The organism is Dyella humi (assembly GCF_044904605.1).
GTDB lineage: Bacteria > Pseudomonadota > Gammaproteobacteria > Xanthomonadales > Rhodanobacteraceae > Dyella_B > Dyella_B humi.
Genome location: NZ_JADIKI010000021.1, coordinates 79,532 through 98,694, shown reverse-complemented (window position 1 = coordinate 98,694; position 19,163 = coordinate 79,532). Strand labels below are relative to the sequence as shown.

At 60.3% G+C, this 19,163-nt stretch carries 1 protein-coding gene (cut by a window edge); it reads left to right on the top strand.

All coding sequences use genetic code 11. From position 1 onward, the window contains the following. Positions 1–19,163: the 3' portion of an amino acid adenylation domain-containing protein gene (locus ISP18_RS01200; protein ID WP_380016211.1), read on the top strand. Its footprint begins 17,890 nt before the window's first position; 19,163 of the gene's 37,053 nt are visible here — the last part of the coding sequence; the start codon falls outside the window, past its left edge; the stop codon is at positions 19,161–19,163.

Genomic DNA, 19,163 nt, shown 5'->3' with positions numbered 1-19,163 from the left:
TCGATTTCTCTCAGACGCCGTTCGTGGTGCAGCAGGAATTGTCGCCATGGTCGCGTCCGGTGCTGGAGGTGAATGGCGTCAAGCGCGAGTACCCGCGGCTTGCTGGCATCTCTTCCTTCGGTGCGGGTGGCGCGAACGCGCATGTGGTAATCGAGGAGTACGCCGCGCCGGTTGCGCAGTACGTCATGAACGGCCCTGCGTTGATCATGCTGTCGGCACGCAACGAAGATCGGCTGCGCGAGCAGGTGCAACGCTTGCTGTCGGCGATTGCGCCAGACACGGATATCACGCTAGCCGATCTGGCCTATACGCTGCAGGTTGGGCGCGAAGCGATGGAGGAACGCTTGGCGGTGCTGGTGACGTCGCTGGACGAACTGCGCGAAAAGCTGGGAGCGTATGCGGCGGGTGAGACGGCGATCGAAGAGCTGTATCGCGGACAGGTCAAGCGTAACAAGGAAGCACTAGCCGCACTGGCTGGCGACGATGACATGGCCGCTACCGTCGAGGCGTGGATCGCCAAGGGTAAGTACGGCAAGTTGCTAGATTTGTGGGTGAAGGGGTTGCCATTCGACTGGCAGCGCTTGTATGGCGCCGTTCGGCCGCGACGCATCAGCCTTCCCACCTATCCGTTCGCACGCGAGCGCTATTGGATAAAGACGGCCACGACGGCGGTTGCCTCCGACGCCGGCGCAGCCCTGCATCCGCTATGGCAGCGGAACACCTCGGAGGAGGGGCATTTCAGCACGCGTTTGAGCGGCGACGAATCATTCTTGCGCGATCGCGTATTACCGGATGTAGCGCAATTGGAAATGGCGCGCAGCGCGGTCGCCGAAGTGATCGGCGAAACGGGTCGTATCGCCTTGAACGACATGATGTGGGAACAACCGGTCGTCGTGGGGGATGGCGGCCTGGCGTTGCATATCGCGCTTTATCCCGATGAAGCCGGACGGATCGGCTTCGAGATCTATAGCGAAAGCGACGATGGCGAAGCCTTGATGCACAGTCATGGTGTGGCTTCGACAGATGCTGAGGAAGCACCTGAAGCATCCCTGCTGCACGATCTGACTCCGCTACCGACAACAGGGCCGACACCGCAGGTGACCGTGCCCGACGCTCCGATCCAGACCCTGTTGCTGCATCCGACATGGACCGCGCGGCCTGCTGCCACGGATCGTGCCGAGGAACAGATGTTCGCACAGCATCGTGTGATGCTGTTTGGTCTCGATACGGCAACTGTTGAACGTGTACAAGTACAACTGCCAGGTGCAGTCTGTACCGCTCCGTCCGCTGACCTGGACGTGGCTAAGGGCTATGAATCGGCTGCCGCCGCCTTGCTAGAGCAGCTGCAGTCGCTGAACAGCCAGCGCGGCAAACACCTGATCCAGATTGTGATGCCGAGCCAGGGTATCGAGCAGACCATGGCCGGCTTGAGCGGCATGCTGCGCACGGCACAACTGGAAAATCCGCGCCTGGTCGGCCAAGTGATTTGCACCGAAGCCGGCCAGGACGTCGTGCGGGCCTTGCTGGAAAACCGTGGCGCTGACGCGCAACTCGTGCGTTACATCCATGGCGAACGCCAAGTCTGCAGTTGGGCCGAGCAGCAAGCACCGTTCGATGTTCCGTCGCCGTGGAAGGCGCAGGGCGTGTATCTGATCACGGGCGGTGCGGGCGGATTGGGTTTGATCTTCGCACGCGAAATTGCGCAACAAGCTAAGAACCCGGTGTTGATCCTGACCGGACGCTCGCCGTTAAACGACGACATTCAGGCGAACATCCGCCAACTCGAAACACTTGGCGCCGTAGTGCGCTATCACGCGGTGGACGTCACCGATGCCGTGGCGTTGACGCAGTTGGTGCACAGCATTCCGGAAGAGTTTGAAAGCCTGGACGGCATCATCCATAGCGCCGGTGTACTGCGCGACAGCTTCATCGTGAGGAAGACCCGCCAGCAGTTGCATGAGGTGCTGGCCGCCAAAGTGGCCGGTACGTTGAACCTCGATCAGGCGAGCCGCGACATGGCGCTCGACTGCTTCGTCTGCTTCTCGTCCATGGCCGGTGCGGTGGGCAACGTAGGTCAGGCCGACTATGCGGCAGCTAATGCCTTCATGGATGCCTTTGCGCATCATCGCGCCGAACAGGCGGCGCGCGGGCAGCGTCATGGGCATACGTTGTCGATCAACTGGCCGCTGTGGGATGAAGGCGGCATGCACGTGGATGCGGCGACACGCACGATGCTGAGCAAGCAGTGGGGTATGCATCCGCTGGCCAGTGACAGTGGTGTGCTGGCGTTGCGGCAGGCGCTGGCAAGTGGGTTGAACCAAGTGCTGGTTGTTGAGGGTGAGACAGCGCGTATTCGACAGGTGTTGCTCGGTCATCCCTCGAACCCTTCAATACTGCCTCATCGTCACCCCGACGAAGGCCGGGGTCCAGTGGAAATACGTGGTGCGCAGCACACGACGCTGGTTCAGAGTGCTTCGCACGAAGTATTCGAAATGGATTCCGGCCTTCGCCGGAATGACTGCGAGGTAATACCGAACTTGGCGGAGCAAGTGAGGCAGACACTGGTTGAGCTCGCGTCGTCGCTGATCAAGGTCCATGCGGAAGACATCGACGGCGAAACCGTTTTGAGCGAATACGGTTTCGATTCCGTCACGTTGACCGAATTCTGCAATGCCATGAACCAGCGCTATCAGCTTGAGCTGAAGCCGATGATCTTCTTCGAATACCCGACGATCCATGGTCTGGCCGATTATCTGGTGCGGGAACATAACGAGGCGATAGCCCCGCAGTTCGCTGCGACAAACAATGCCTTGCCCACTCCAGTCGCAGAGGATGTAAAAAAACATTCCTTACCGTCGTCACCCCGGCGAACGCCGGGGCCTAGCGACTTTGTTGGCCAATCAAGACGTTGGACTCCGGCGTTCGCCGGCGCGACGAGTGTGAGGCTTTCTCGCAAGCTCGCTGCGGAAGCCGTGACATCAAGACCATCATCTGAACCGATCGCGATCATCGGTATGAGCGGCCAGTTCCCGCATGCGCAGGACCTCGATGCGTTCTGGCGCAACCTGCGCGAGGGCAAGGATTGCATTAGCGAGATTCCGCCTGAGCGCTGGGATTGGCGGGCCTTGTACGGCGACCCGGCGCGGGAAGAAAACAGGACCAACATCAAGTGGGGCGGCTTCATCGATGGTGTCGATGAATTCGACCCCATGTTCTTCAACATCTCGCCCAAAGAAGCGCAGATGATGGATCCACAGCAGCGCCTGATGATGATCCACATCTGGAAGGCGCTGGAAGATGCCGGCTATGCCGGTGCGGCGCTGTCGGGCAGCGATACGGCCATCTATGTCGGCACCGGTGCTCCCGGATACGGCACGCTGCTCCATCGCGCCAATCTGTGGGGCCAAGCCTTTTCGTCGACCGGCGGCGTACCTTCCGTCGGCCCGAACCGCATCAGCTACCTGCTTGATTTCCACGGCCCGAGCGAGCCGGTGGAAACGGCGTGCTCCAGCTCACTGGTAGCGCTGCGGCGTGGCGTGGCGGCCATTCAAAATGGTGACTCGTCGATCGCCATCGTCGGTGCGGTGAACACTATCGTGACGCCCGAGGCGCATATCAGCCTCAACAAGTCGGGCATGCTGTGCGAAGACGGGCGCTGCAAGACCTTCTCCAGCGAGGCCAACGGTTACGTACGCGGCGAAGGCGTCGCGATGCTGGTATTGAAAAAACTGTCGGAGGCCGAGCGCGATGGCGACCATATTTATGGCCTGATTCGCGGCAGCGCCGAGAACCACGGCGGTCGCGCCAATTCGTTGACCGCGCCCAATACGAAGGCGCAGGCAGCAGTCATCAGGAAAGCTCACCAGCAGGCGGGCATCGATCCGCGCACCGTCACCTATATCGAAACGCACGGTACCGGCACGCCACTGGGTGATCCGGTGGAGATCAATGGCCTGAAGGCAGCCTTCAAGGAACTGTACGCGGCCACGGGCGAGAGCGACGTGGTGGCGGCGCACTGCGGGCTCGGTTCGGTCAAGACCAATATTGGTCATCTCGAATTGGCGGCCGGCATCGCGGGCGTAGTGAAGGTCTTGCTGCAGATGAAGCACAAGACGCTGGTGAAAAGTCTGCACAGCGAGAATCTCAATCCGTACATCGATTTGAACGGAAGTCCTTTCTACGTGGTGCAGGAGGCACGCGAATGGACGGCCGTACACGACCCGCAGGGGAAGGCTTTGCCGCGCTGTGCCGGCGTGAGCTCGTTCGGCTTCGGCGGCGTGAATACGCACGTGGTGTTGGAGGAATACCTCCCAGTCGCGAAGCTGCCGTCGATCGATGGTCCAGCCGCAGTGGTGTTATCGGCACGCAATGAAGATCGCTTGCGTGAGCAGGTGCAACAGCTGGTGAATTTCCTGGGCTCGCCAGCAGCGCAGGACATCGCGCTGGTCGACCTGGCGTACACGCTGCAGGTTGGTCGTGAAGGGATGGAGGAGCGATTGGGTGTAGTGGTTGACTCGCTATCTGATCTACGCGAGAAGCTGATGCACGCCCTCACACTTTCTCCCTCTCCCCTCCGGGGAGAGGGCGGGGGTGAGGGGCGAACCTCGCGCAATCTGCAGAACAACGACACAACAAAGCTAGGGCATATCGGCAGCGATGAAGTTCCAGGCAAGCCTTGGCCCCTCACCCCAACCCTCTCCCCGGAGGGGGGAGGGGGCTGGCATTTCGCACTGCATCGTGGACAGGCGCGCCGTGAGAAAGGCGCCGCTACTGTGCAAGATGACAACATGGTCGTGACGTTGCGCGAATGGGCAACGCAAGGGCAGTGGGATCGAATCGTGGAGCGCTGGGTCACCGGCGAGCATGTGGACTGGCTCAGCCTATACGGTGAACACAAACCGCACCGTGTCAGCCTGCCGACGTATGCCTTTGCACGCGAGCGCTATGGTCTGGCTGCGCCGTCAAGCGCACCGCAGCAGATTCTGCATCCCTTGCTCCATCGAAATACGTCGGACCTGTCGGTGCAACGATTCAGCAGCCACTTCCATGGCGATGAGTTCTTCTTCGCCGACCACCGCGTAGCGGGCATGCACGTGTTGCCGGGTGTGGCGCAACTGGAGATGGCGCTTGCCGGCGCGCGCGAAGCGACGCATCTGGAGAGCGGTTTATCGTTGAGCAAGGTGACGTGGGCGCGTCCCGTCGTGATGGATGCAGCGGGACTCAGCCTGCATCTAGCCCTTCGTCCGCAAAAGGGTGGAGCGATCCGCTACGACATCTACAGCGATAACGGGGAAGAGGTGACCCTGTACGGCCAGGGCACCGTACTGACAGCGACGGCCAAGGCAGATGCTGTTAGTACCCGGCACGATCTTGCCGCATGGCGTGAGCAATGCAACATTGCGCATTTCAGTGCTGCGCAGTGTTACGCCGTCTTCGATCAGAAGGGCTTGCATTATGGCGCAGGCTTCCGTGGTCTGAATGACGTGTTCGTCGGCAACGGGCAAGTGCTGGCACAGATCACGTTGCCGGCTTCGGTGGCATCGACGCTCGAGCACTATACGTTGCATCCGAGTCTGCTCGATGCGGCCTTGCAGGCACCGGTGGGGCTTCAACTGACCGCTACGGGAACGCAGGAGATCGCGCTGGCATTGCCCTTTGCGCTCGAAGGACTAGAAGTGTTGGCGCCTTGCTCCAGCCAGATGTGGGCGATCGTGCGCTACAGCGCAGGATCCAATGCGAGTGATGCGGTCCAGAAACTCGATATCGATTTGTGCGACTCGACAGGCCTCGTCTGCGTTCGCTTCAAACAATTCAGTTTTCGTGTCTTCGATCCCGATTCGACACGTGGCATGGGCATTGACCGGAATACGTCAAACATGACCGATTTGAACGGCGTTATCTCATCTGGCAGCCGTGATAGCGACAAGGTGGTTGCGCTGGCCGACCTTCCGGCGAGCGAACTGTTGCGCGAAAGGAGCATCAGTCAGTTCAAAAAGTTGATCGGCAAGAGCATCAATCTTTCAGCAGATGCCATCCAGGCGAACATCGGTTTTAACGAATACGGCATCGATTCGTTCCTCGTTATGGAATTGACCAATGCCTTAGGCGACGTATTTGGCGCAGACAGCATTAGCACGACCTTGCTGTTCGAATATCAGGACATTGAGAGCCTGGTCGAGTATTTCATGCAGACTCAGGCAGAAACGCTGATGCGTTGGACGGGCCTGGATGCGATTGCTGCACCATCGTCGTCGGCGATCGAAGAGCTTGCGGAAGAATCTCAACCTCGTCGTCCCGGCGAACGCCGGGACCCAGCGACTTTGCTTTCAAATCAAGGCTACGAATCAACTCGTTTTCATACGGAAGAGGACATGACCTTCGTTACCCCGGCGAACGCCAGGGTCCAGCATCTTGATCGATCAACAAAGTCGCTGGGCCCCGGCGTTCGGCGGGGTGACGAATCTGAGGCTTTCAGGCCGGCGTCAACAACGGTAACCGTGCCTGCCACTTCACAGTTCGACGTGGCGATCATCGGCCTCTCTGGACGTTACCCAGGCGCCGCCGATGTCAACGAGTTCTGGGACAACCTTGCCGCGGGTCGCAACTGTATTTCGGAAGTGCCGCCGGAGCGCTGGGACAACAGTCGATTCTACGACGAGCGAAAGAATCAACCCGGAAAAACCAACACCAAATGGGCAGGTCTGCTGGACGACGTGGATTGTTTCGATCGCCTGTTTTTCAATATCAACCCACGCGAAGCGCAATTGATGAGTCCGCAGGAGCGGCTATTCCTGCAAGAGGTCTACGCAAGTATTGAAGACGCGGGTTACACGCCGGAGAGCCTGTGCCGGAGCAGAAAGATCGGCGCGTTCGTCGGCGTCTTGAACGAGCATTATCCGACCGGTGTGCGTTTCTGGTCGTTCGCCAATCGTGTTTCCTACCTATTCAATTTTCAAGGGCCCAGCATGGCGGTGGATACCGCCTGCTCGTCCACGCTGACGGCCGTGCACCTGGCGGTCAATAGCCTGCGTAGCGGCGACAGCGAGGTGGCCATTGCAGGCGGTGTGAATCTGATCACTGCACCCGCCCACCTGATCGATCTGTCGTCGCTGATGATGTTGTCCAGCGGTGACCAATGCAGGTCGTTCGGGGCGGATGGCGACGGCTTCGTGGACAGCGAGGCAGTCGGTGCATTCGTGCTCAAGCCCTTGCATCGCGCGGTTGCCGATGGCGACCATATCTATGGCGTCATCAAGGGAAGCGCAGTCAATTCGGGTGGAAAGACCCATAGCTACATGGTTCCCAATCCGAATATGCAGGCGCAGTTGGTGAGCGATGCGCTGCAACGGGCAGGTGTCGATGCGCGCTGCGTCAGTTATGTGGAAGCGCAGGGTACAGGCAGCAACCTGGGCGATCCCATCGAGATTGCTGGATTATCCAAGGCGTTCCGAAACTGGACTCAAGACAAGCAGTTCTGTGCCATCGGTTCGGCCAAGTCGAATGTCGGCCACAGCGAGAGCGCAAGCGGCTTCGTGGGCATCAGTAAGGTGTTGATGCAGATGAAGCACCAGATGCTGGCGCCCACGCTGCATGCGAGCACGCCGAATCCGAACATCAAATTCGCCGATACGCCCTTTGTCCTACAGCAGAGCTTGGCGCATTGGCCGCGCCCGGTGTTGGAGATGGGTGGTCAACAGCACGAAATTCCGAGGATCGCTGGCGTTTCCTCGTTTGGTGCCGGCGGTGCCAACGCCCATGTGGTGATCGAAGAATATATTCCGCCGCCGCACGCGGATGGTATTTCCACGCAAGCGAACCTAGGCCAGGCCATGGTCGTGCTTTCGGCCCGCAACAAGGAGAGGCTGCAAGAGCAAGTGCAGCGGCTATTGGCGTTGATCACCTCGAAACATGTCGCCGCTGATCTGACGTTGGCGAATATGGCCTACACCCTGCAAGTCGGCCGTGAAGCGATGGAGGAGCGATTGGCCCTGCTGGTGGATTCGCTGGACGATTTACAGCTCAAGTTGGCGGCCTTCGTTTCCGGCAAGGACGATGTCGAGGGCGTGTATCACGGCCATGCCAAGCGTGGCGCGCTGTCGATGCTTGCGGGCGACGAAGACCTGACCGTGATGGTCCAGGCGTGGGTCGCGAAGGGCAAGTTCGGTAAGTTGCTTGAACTGTGGGTCAAGGGCCTCAGCTTCGATTGGAACGTTTTGTATGGGGACGCCGGCCTGGGTCGTCCCAGCCGTATCAGTCTGCCTACCTATCCGTTTGCGCGGGAACGCTACTGGACCGATGTGCCTTATCCGGATCTTCCCGATACGTTTGTTGCTGTGGGCTCGTCGTCGTCATTCGGCCGGCGCGATGTTTCGGTTCCATCCGCACTGCCAGCGATGGAAGCGAGGAAGGATGCGATCAGCCGCAAGGATGCGATGGCCACGATGTGGCAGGAATTGTTCGGGCGCCCATCGGTGGAGCTCGACGACGATTTCTTTGAACTTGGCGGAGATTCCTTACTGGCGACACAGCTGGCATCCAAGATACGCACCGAATTCGGGATCGAGGTGCCGGTACAAGCGATCTTCGAAGCGCCGACCATGAAATTGCTCGTCGTGCGCATCGATTCGCTCGATTCGGCGACGTTGCACGAGCAGGCGATGCCATCGGCGATACAGCCCATGCTGCGCGAAGCACCATTACGTCTATCGTTCGCGCAGCAGCGCCTATGGTTCCTCGAGCAATACGAGCCGCAGCGTGCGATCTACAACATCCCGGCGGCCGTTCGCTTGACCGGCGATCTCAATGCAGACGCGTTCGCACGCACGCTCAACGAAATCGTGCGCCGTCATGAGGCCCTGCGTACGACGTTTGCCATGGACGGCGACGAGACCGTGCAAATCATTATGCCGGCATCACCATTGGCGTTGCCGATTACCGATCTCAGCGACTTGCCGTCCGCGGAACGGGAAACCCGGACAAGCCTGCTCATGCAGGAAGAAGCGGGTAAACCTTTCGACCTGGCCATCGGTCCTTTGATCCGCTTTGGCTTGATCCGGCTAGCCGAGCAGGAGCACATCCTACTGTTGACGATCCATCACATCGTTTCGGATGGCTGGTCGATGGGGGTCGTGGTGCGGGAAGTGGTCGCCTTGTATCGGGCCTTCCTGGAAGGCCGGCGGTCGCCTTTGCCCGAATTGCCGATTCAATATGCGGATTTTGCGCACTGGCAACGCCAATGGTTAAGCGGCGACGTGCTGGAGCGGCAGCTGAGTTACTGGAGGCAGCAACTGGCCGACACCCCAAGCCTGCTGACGCTGCCCACCGACCGGCCGCGGCCTTCACGACTGAGCCACTCAGGAGCGACCGTTCCATTGACGGCACCGGCAGCACTGGTGGCTGAGCTGCAGGTGCTGGGCAAGCCGACGCAAAGCACGCTGTTCATGACCTTATGCGCCGCCTTCAACGTGCTGCTGGCGCGCTACGCTGGACAGAGCGACATCTGCATCGGCACACCGATCGCCAATCGCAATCGCAGCGAAATCGAGAGCCTGATCGGCTTCTTCGTCAATACCCTGGTACTACGCACCCAGGTGGACCTGGCGTGCGATTTCAACGCACTGCTGCGGCAAGTGCGACAGCACACCTTGGATGCGTATGCACACCAGGATGTGCCGTTCGAACAACTGGTCGAAGTGCTGCAGCCGGAGCGTCATACCAGCTACACACCGTTGTTCCAGGTGATGCTGGTGCTGCAAAACACGCCAATGGATGACTTGGCGTTGCCGGGTCTGGCCATGAATGTGCTGGAGAACGAAAGCGTCACCGCCAAATTCGATCTCACACTCCATTTGACGGAAGGCAAGGACGGCTTGCAAGGCTATTTCGAATACCGCACCGACCTGTTCGAGCGGCGCACGATCGAACGCATGGCGGATCATTTCATCCGCTTGCTGCAGGCGATTGTGGTCCATCCTCATCATGCCGTCGGCGAATTGCCGATGCTGGGCGAAGCCGAGCGCTACCAGCTGCTCTATGCGTTCAACGACATAGCCTCCGTTTATCCATCCGAGACATCCAAGTCGGCAGCGCTGTGCATTCATCAGCGCTTCGAGCAATTAGCACAGCAGCACCCCGATGCCTTGGCCATCGTCGATGGCAAGCAGCACTACAGCTACGCACAGCTCAATCGGCGAGCCAACCAATTGGCGCATGTGCTGCGCACGCGCGGCATCCAAAACGGCGATGCCGTCGCCATCGCTTTGCCGCGCAGCATGGACCTGATCGTTGCCGAGCTCGCCGTCGTCAAGGCCGGCGCTGCCTACGTGCCGCTCGATGCCGTGCTTCCGATCGATCGCCAGACGCACATGCTCGAAGACAGTGACGCACGATGCCTCATTACGTGGAGCAGCATCGACGCGCCGGATCTCTTTGGAAGGGTGGAGCTTGATCAGGCAGATACCTGGAGCGAACTTGCGCAACAGCCCGAACACAACCTGACCACCACAATCGACGGTGCTGCCTGCGCCTACATCATGTACACCTCGGGCTCGACCGGGCAGCCCAAGGGCGTGCAGATTCCCCATCGCGCGATCGAGCGTCTCGCCATCGACAATGGCTACCTCGATCTGCAGCCCGGCGATCGGTTCGCCTGTGCCGCTAATCCCGCCTTCGATGCAAGCACACTGGAAATCTGGGTGCCGCTGCAAACCGGCGCGGCCATCGTCATCGTCAATCAGGATGACCTGATGGCATCGGCCAGGCTGGCGTCACTCATCCATGCGCAACACGTTACGTGCATGTGGATGACGGTGGGACTGTTCAATCAGTACGCGCAGGCGCTAGGCAGCGCGATGACTCGACTGCGTGCCTTGATCGTGGGCGGCGACGTGCTTGATCCGCACATCATCCGACAGGTGTTGCAGAACCATCCGCCGAAGCGGCTGATCAACGGCTATGGACCGACCGAAACCACCACCTTCGCCGCCACCCATGACATTACGCAGGTAGCGCCAGGTCGCAGCATTCCGATTGGCCGTCCGATCGGGCGTACCTGCATTTATTTGTTGGATCGATATCTGCAACCTGTTCCGATCGGTGTGGCCGGAGAGCTCTACATCGGCGGTGCCGGTGTCGCGCTCGGTTATCTCAATCTGCCGGCACTGACGCAGGAGCGATTCATTGCCGATCCCTTCGCACCTGCGGGTCACGCCGACGCGCGCCTGTACAAGACCGGCGACCTAGGTCGCTATCTGCCCGACGGCAGCATCGAATTCCTGAGCCGCAACGACTTCCAGGTGAAGATCCGCGGCTTCCGCATCGAACTGGGCGAAATCGAGGCAAGGCTGCAGGCGCTGTCGCACATCCGCGAAACCGTGGTGCTGGCACGGGAAGATGATCCGGGCGACAAGCGCCTGGTGGCTTACCTCGTACCACATGGCGGGCAGGGCATCCCTGATGTGACGCAACTTCGCGCCGCGCTATTGCGGGATCTGCCGGAATACATGGTGCCAGCCAGTTTCGTCACACTGGATCGCATGCCTTTGACGCCGAACGGCAAGGTCGACCGCAAGGCGTTGCCGGTGCCCGACATGACACGCAGCGATGCCGGCTACATCGCACCGCGTAATGCAGACGAACAGAAGATGGCTGGCATCTGGATGGAGGTGTTGAAGCGGGAGAAGGTCGGCATCTACGACAACTTCTTCGAGCTGGGCGGTCATTCGCTGCTGGCGACGCAACTGCACTCGCGGATCTGTGCGGCGTTCGACGTCGACCTGCCGCTGCGTGCAGTGTTCGAAGCGCCGATGCTGGCAGAACTCGTTGTGTTGGCCGCGCAGAGCGAACTCAAGCCGGACGCCGCGCCGATCCAACGCATTGGGCGGGAACAGGCGTTGCCACTGTCGTTCGCACAGCAGCGGCTGTGGTTCCTCGATCAATATGAACCCCAACGTGCGGTCTACAACATTCCGGTGGTCGTTCGTTTGACAGGCCATCTGGACGTCGATGCACTGGCGCACACACTCAACGAAATCGTGCGTCGCCATGAAGCGCTGCGCACCTCGTTCGTGATGGCTGGCGAGGAACCCGTACAACGCATTGCGCCGGCGTCGCCGCTGACATTGGAGATCGTCGATCTGAGCGACCTACCAGCTGCGGAACGCGAGACACGCGCTGGCTTGCGCATGCAGCAGGAGGCGAGCCAGCCTTTCGACCTGGCGGCCGGTCCGTTGATCCGCTTCCGCCTGATTCGGCTAGCCGAGCAAGAGCACATCCTGCTGCTGACGATCCATCACATCGTATCGGACGGCTGGTCGATGGGCGTGGTGGTGCGGGAAGTCGCTGCCCTGTATCGGGCCTTCATTGAGGGCCTGCCGTCGCCACTGCCCGAATTGCCGATTCAATACGCGGACTTCGCGCACTGGCAACGGCAGTGGTTGAGCGGCGACGTGCTGGAGCGGCAGCTGAGTTACTGGAGGCAGCAACTGGCCGACAGCCCGAGCTTGCTGACGCTGCCTACCGACCGACCGCGACCCGCGCGATTGGGGCACGACGGTGCCAGTGTGCCGTTCGCGCTCCCGGCCGCATTGGTGGCCGAACTGCAGGCATTGAGTAAGCCGACGCAAAGCACGCTGTTCATGACGCTGTGTGCGGCGTTCAACGTTCTGTTGGCACGCTACGCCGGACAGAACGACATCTGCATCGGTACGCCGATCGCCAATCGCAATCGTCGCGAAATCGAAGACCTGATCGGCTTCTTCGTCAACACCCTGGTGTTGCGCACCCAGGTCGATCTGGCCGCCGATTTCCACACATTGCTTGAACAAGTACGACAGCACACGCTGGATGCGTATGCGCACCAGGACGTGCCGTTCGAACAACTGGTCGAGGCGTTGCAGCCGGAACGGCATGCCAGCTACACGCCGTTGTTCCAGGTGATGCTGGTGCTGCAGAACACCCCGATCGACACCTTGGCGTTGCCGGGTCTGGCCATGCACGTGCTGGAGAACGAAAGCGTGACCGCCAAGTTCGATCTCACGCTGAGTCTGACGGAAGGCAAGGATGGCCTGCAGGGCTATTTGGAATACCGTGCCGACCTCTTCGAGCGGCGCACGATCGAACGCATGGCGGATCACTTCACCCGCTTGCTGCAGGCGATCGTGGCCCATCCTCATCGTGCTGTCGGCGAATTGCCGATGCTGGGCGATGCCGAGCGTCATCAATTGCTGCATACCTTCAACGACACAGCGAAGCTGTATCCGAATGTGCAGCCTGGTATGCACACCCTGCAGCAGCTGTTCGAAGCGCAAGTCGCTCGCACACCCGACCACGTGGCGGTGATCTACGAGGGTGTGTCGTTGAGCTATGCGCAACTCAACGCGCGGGCTAATCGCCTGGCGCGGCATCTGCGCAGCCTGGGCGTGGGGCCGGATTCACTGGTGGGCCTGTGCGTCGAACGTTCGTTGGGCATGATGGTCGGCTTGTACGGCATCCTGAAGGCGGGTGGCGCCTACGTGCCGCTGGAACCGAGCTATCCGCCAGATCGCCTGGCCACCATCGTGGAAGACGCAAGACTAGCCGTGGTGCTGACCCAGCAGCATGTGCGCGAGCGGGTGCCTGATGTATCCGGCGTGTCGGTGTTTGCACTGGATGACGACGCATCAGTGCTGGTGCAGTACGCAACGACCGATCTTGAACATCACGTCCAGCCTAACAACTTGGCCTATGTGATCTACACCTCCGGTTCGACCGGCAAGCCCAAGGGCGTTGGCATCGATCAGCAGGGCATTGTGAACCGCTTGCAGTGGATGCAGGAGGCGTACCCGCTGACCGCGGCGGACCGCGTGCTGCAGAAGACGCCCTACAGCTTCGACGTGTCGGTATGGGAGTTCTTCTGGCCCTTGATCGAAGGGGCGACACTAGTAGTGGCCAGACCCGGTGGTCATCAGGATGTGACCTATCTGGCCGAGCTGATCGATGCCCAAAGCATCACGACGCTGCATTTCGTACCGCCAATGCTGGAGGTGTTCATCAACGAAGCCGGCGAATGCGGACGTTCCCTGCGTCAGGTGATGTGCAGCGGACAGGCCTTGCCGCTGGATCTGCAGCAGCGCTTCTTTGCGAAATGGAACCACGTCGCACTGCATAATCTATACGGCCCAACCGAGGCGTCGGTCGACGTCACGGCGTGGACGTGTCGCAAGGACAGCGCGCTGAGCTGCGTGCCGATCGGACGTCCGATTGCGAACATTCAGATCCATATTCTGGACGAGGCGCTCAATCCGGTGCCGGTGGGCGTGGCCGGTCATCTGTACATCGCAGGTATCGGCCTGGCGCGCGGTTACGTCAATCGCCCGGATCTCACCGCACAGGCCTTCATCCCCAATCCGTTCAGTGCCACGCCCGGTGCACGCATGTACTTGTCGGGTGACGTGGCGCGCTATCTGCCGGACGGCACGATCGAATACCTGGGCCGCAGCGACCATCAGGTGAAGATACGCGGCTTGCGCATCGAACTGGGTGAAATCGAATCGGCGCTGCAGACATTGGCCGGTGAAGTGGTGGTGCTGACACGGGAAGATCATGTCGGCGACAAGCGGCTCGTCGCCTACCTCGTGCCGCGCGACGGACAAGCGTTGCCGGACGAAACGCAGCTGCGCTCGATACTGTCGCAGAAGCTACCCGACTACATGGTGCCAAGCTATTTCGTCACGCTCGACCGCATGCCGCTGACCTCGAACGGCAAGATCGACCGCAAGGCATTGCCGGCGCCCGACATGACGCGCAACGATGTGGCGTATATCGCGCCGCGTACGCCAGACGAACAACGCATGGCGGCGATCTGGATGGATGTGCTCAAGCTCGACAAGGTCGGTATTCACGACAATTTCTTCGAACTAGGTGGCCATTCGCTGCTGGCGACGCAACTGGTGTCGCGGATCGCCGCAGTCTTCCGGGCCCCTCTGTCGGTGCGTGCCATTTTTGATGCGCCGACGCTGATCGAGATGGTCAATCACATCGCCCCGGCAAGCATGGAATTCATAGACGAACCGCAAACACTCGTCGAACCGAGCGAGGCGTTTCCATTGTCGTTTGCGCAGCAGCGGCTGTGGCTGCTGGATCAATTCGAAAGCCGGAGTGCGGCCTACAACATGCCGATAGCGGTGCGATTGAAAGGCGAGCTCCATCGCGAAGCGCTGGAACGTTCCCTCGATGACGTGGTATGTCGACACGATGCGCTGCGAGCGTACTTTGAAACGGTGGATGGGGCGCCGGCGCAGCGAATCCGGCCGCGGTTGGAATGGACACTCGCCTTTCATGATTTGCGTCATCTGGCGCAGCACGAGCGCAAAGCGAGGGCGGAATGGCTGATCCGCGATGAAACACGCACGCCCTTCGACCTGCAGACCGGACCTTTGATCCGCGGCAGCCTGGTGCAGTTGGAGAGCCAGGAATATCTGTTGCTGCTGACCATGCATCACATCGTGTCCGATGGCTGGTCCATGGGCATCCTGATGCGGGAGGTCGCCGCGTTTTACGCGAGCCATGCGCTTGGCTTGCCGTTGTCGCTACCGGCATTGCCGATGCGCTATGTCGATTTTGCCAACTGGCAACGGCAGTGGCTGAGCGGCGAGGTCCTGGCGAAACAACTGGATTATTGGAAGAATCAATTGGCGGGCAGTCCGTCATTGTTGACGCTCCCCACGGATCGGCCACGCCCGTCCGTGCAGAGTCAACGGGGTGCCTCGCTGCTGTTTGTCATACCGGCGGAACTGGGCGACAAGCTGAAAGCCTTGAGCAGGAAAACGCAAAGCAGCTTGTTCATGACGTTGTCCGCTGCCTTCAACGTCTTGCTGGCACGTTACGCCGGGCAAAGCGACATCTGCATCGGCACCCCGATTGCCAACCGCAACAACGGCGACATCGAAGACCTGATCGGCTTCTTCGTCAACACCCTTGTACTGCGCACCCAGGTCGACCTTACACAGGATTTCCACACGCTACTGCAGCAAGTGCGTCAGCACACGCTGGATGCGTATGCCCATCAGGACGTGCCATTCGAGCAACTGGTCGAAATGCTGCAGCCGGAGCGGCATACCAGCTATACGCCGTTGTTCCAAGTGATGCTGGTGTTGCAGAACGCGCCGATGGGTGAACTGACGTTGCCGGGCCTGTCGATGAATCTGCTCGACCACGACAGTGTCACCGCTAAGTTCGACCTGACGTTGAGCTTGGTGGAAGGCAAGGAAGGCATGAAGGGCCACTTTGAATACAGTACCGACCTGTTCGAGCGGCGCACGATTGAACGCATGGCGGATCATTTCGTCCGCTTGCTGCAAGCGATCGCAGCCAATCCCCGCTGTGCTGTCGGCAAGCTGGTGATGCTGAGCGAAGCCGAACGTCATCAACTGCTGCATACCTTCAACGATACCGCCGCAGTCTATCCGAGTGAGCGGCAGACGCTGCATCAATGGTTCGAAGCGCAAGTTGCACGCACACCCGACCACGTGGCAGTGATCTACGAAGACGTGTCATTGAGCTATGCGCAACTCAATGCACACGCCAACCGTCTGGCGCGCCACTTGCGCACGCTTGGCGTTGGGCCGGATACGCTGGTCGGCCTGTGCGTCGAACGCTCGATCGACATGATCGTGGGGCTGTACGGCGTTCTGAAAGCGGGTGGCGGTTATGTGCCGCTCGATCCGGCCTATCCTCAGGAACGACTGGGTACGATCCTGACCGACGCTAAGCCGGCCGTAGTCGTGACGCAGCAACATGTGCGGGATCGCATGCCAGCATTGCCGGGTGTGCACGTGTTCTGCCTGGACAGCGACGCCGACGTGTTGCGTGGTTATGCGGACGATGACCTTGAGAACCACACGCAGCCAGGCAACATGGCCTACGTGATTTATACCTCGGGTTCGACGGGCAAGCCGAAGGGCGTGATGGTGGCGCATAAGTCACTGCTGAACTACGTATGGCATGCCGTGCATGAATACCTGCGCGACGACATCGTCGGCTCGGTCGTGAGTTCACCGCTGGGATTCGATGCGACGGTAACGACCGTGCTGCCGCCGTTGCTGGTGGGCAAACCGGTGGTGTTGCTGGCGGATGACGAACGGACGTTGCCGCAGCTGTCGGCAAGATTGTTCGCACCGGGAGCACCGTGGCTGTTCAAGATCACACCGGCGCACCTGGAGGCACTGTCCTATCTGGACGAAGCTGCAGCGGTGGATGAAACCAGTGTGGAGAGCGAAGCGGCGCACTGCATCGTCGTGGGCGGCGAGCAGCTCAGCCTGGCGACATTACGCCGCTGGAAAGGTGAGCTGCTGCCGGCGGCAACCTTCGTGAACGAGTATGGCCCGACCGAGGCGACCGTGGGTTGCAGCGTGTGGCGGCTGTCGGATGCGGCAGTACTGGACATGCTGGACGGCGTGGCGGCACCGATCGGTCGCGCGATCGGCAACACCCAGTTGTATGTGCTCGGCGAGGGCATGCAGTTGCAGCCGATGGGCAGCGTGGGTGAGCTGTACATCGGGGGTGAGTGCGTGACGCTGGGTTACCTGGGGCGCGCAGAGCTGACCGGGGAGCGTTTCGTGGTCGATCCGTTCGCCAGCCAAGCGGGAGCGCGCTTATATCGCACGGGTGACCTGGTGCGTTATCGGGCGGATGGTGAACTGGAATTCCTGGGACGCCGGGACGAGCAAGTGAAGCTGCGCGGCTTCCGCATCGAGCTCGGCGAGATTGAGCAGCAGTTGTCGGGGCTGGCCGATGTGCAGGCCGCGGCGGTGACGCTGCGCGAAGACGTGCCGGGCGAGAAGCGGTTGGTGGCATACGTAGTGCCGATGCAGGATGGTGAGCAAGAGGAGACTGCGTTGGTGACAGCCTGTCGTACCGGCCTGGTACAGCGGCTGCCGGAATACATGGTGCCGACCGCCTATGTAGTGCTGAAAGCCCTGCCGTTGACGGTGAACGGCAAGGTGGATCGCAAGGCGCTACCGGCACCGGACCCGACGCAAAGCGATGCCGCGTATGTGGCACCGCGCACACCGACCGAGCAGATCATCGCGGACATCTGGGCTGATGTTCTGGGTGTCGACAAGGTCGGTGTCTTCGATGATTTCTTCGCGTTGGGAGGGCAGTCGTTGTTGGCCACGCAGATGGTGTCGCGGATAAAGCGTGCGCTGCATGTCGATCTGCCGTTGCGCGCTTTGTTCGAGGCACCCACGATTTCAGCATTGATGCCGAAGCTGGCCCATGCCGATATCGGTATCAGCGCGCTGCCGCCATTGCCAGCGAGCCCCCTTTTGCCATCGAACCTTGTTCCCATTCGCCCGCATGGCAACTTGACGCCACTGTTCCTCATTCACCCCATCGGCGGGGAGGTTCAGTATGCCGTTGACCTGGCGCGATATCTGGATGCCAATCAACCTGTTTACGCCTTGGCAGCCAGCGGCATTGCCGTGGGTGAGATGCCGCACACAAGCATCCACGACTCGGCAGCTGTCTACGTGAAGGCCATGCGGCAAGTCCAGGCGTCCGGCCCCTACATGATTGCGGGCTGGTCGCTGGGCGGCATGATCGCCTATGAAATCGCCCATCAATTGCTTATGGCCGGTGAAGCCGTGCGATTCGTGGGGATGATCGATACGGGCAGCAGTCCATTCCAGCGGGCTCAACGACGTTTAGAAAATACGCTCGAATTCGACGAATGCAGCGCCTTGCTGAATTGGATCGTCGATCTGAATCCGGATGTCGCCGATGCGCGGCAGCATCCTGCCTACGATGAGCTGATGGCACTGATGGAGAGCAAAGATGTCGACGCCATGGTCGCCGTGTGCCAACGCGAAGCACTGCTTCCGGCCCATCTCGATATGGCGTTTCTGAAGCGAACGTTGGCGGTCTATCGGGCGGGCGCCAAGGCCGCCGTCGAGTATGAGACTCCGCCCACAAAGGTGACTGTGACGTTCTTTGCCGCCGACCGTAACGAGGGTGAGGACCTGACTTTCGGTTGGCGCGATCTGTTGGGAGATCGTCTTGAAGTGTCAAGGATCGGTGGCAGCCATCTGTCGATCGTGAAGCCGCCGCACATTGAAAAATTGGCGCGTGAAATCTCGCGCAGGATCAGAAGCCATTCTCCCAGCAGCGAATTGTCGTTTGCATAA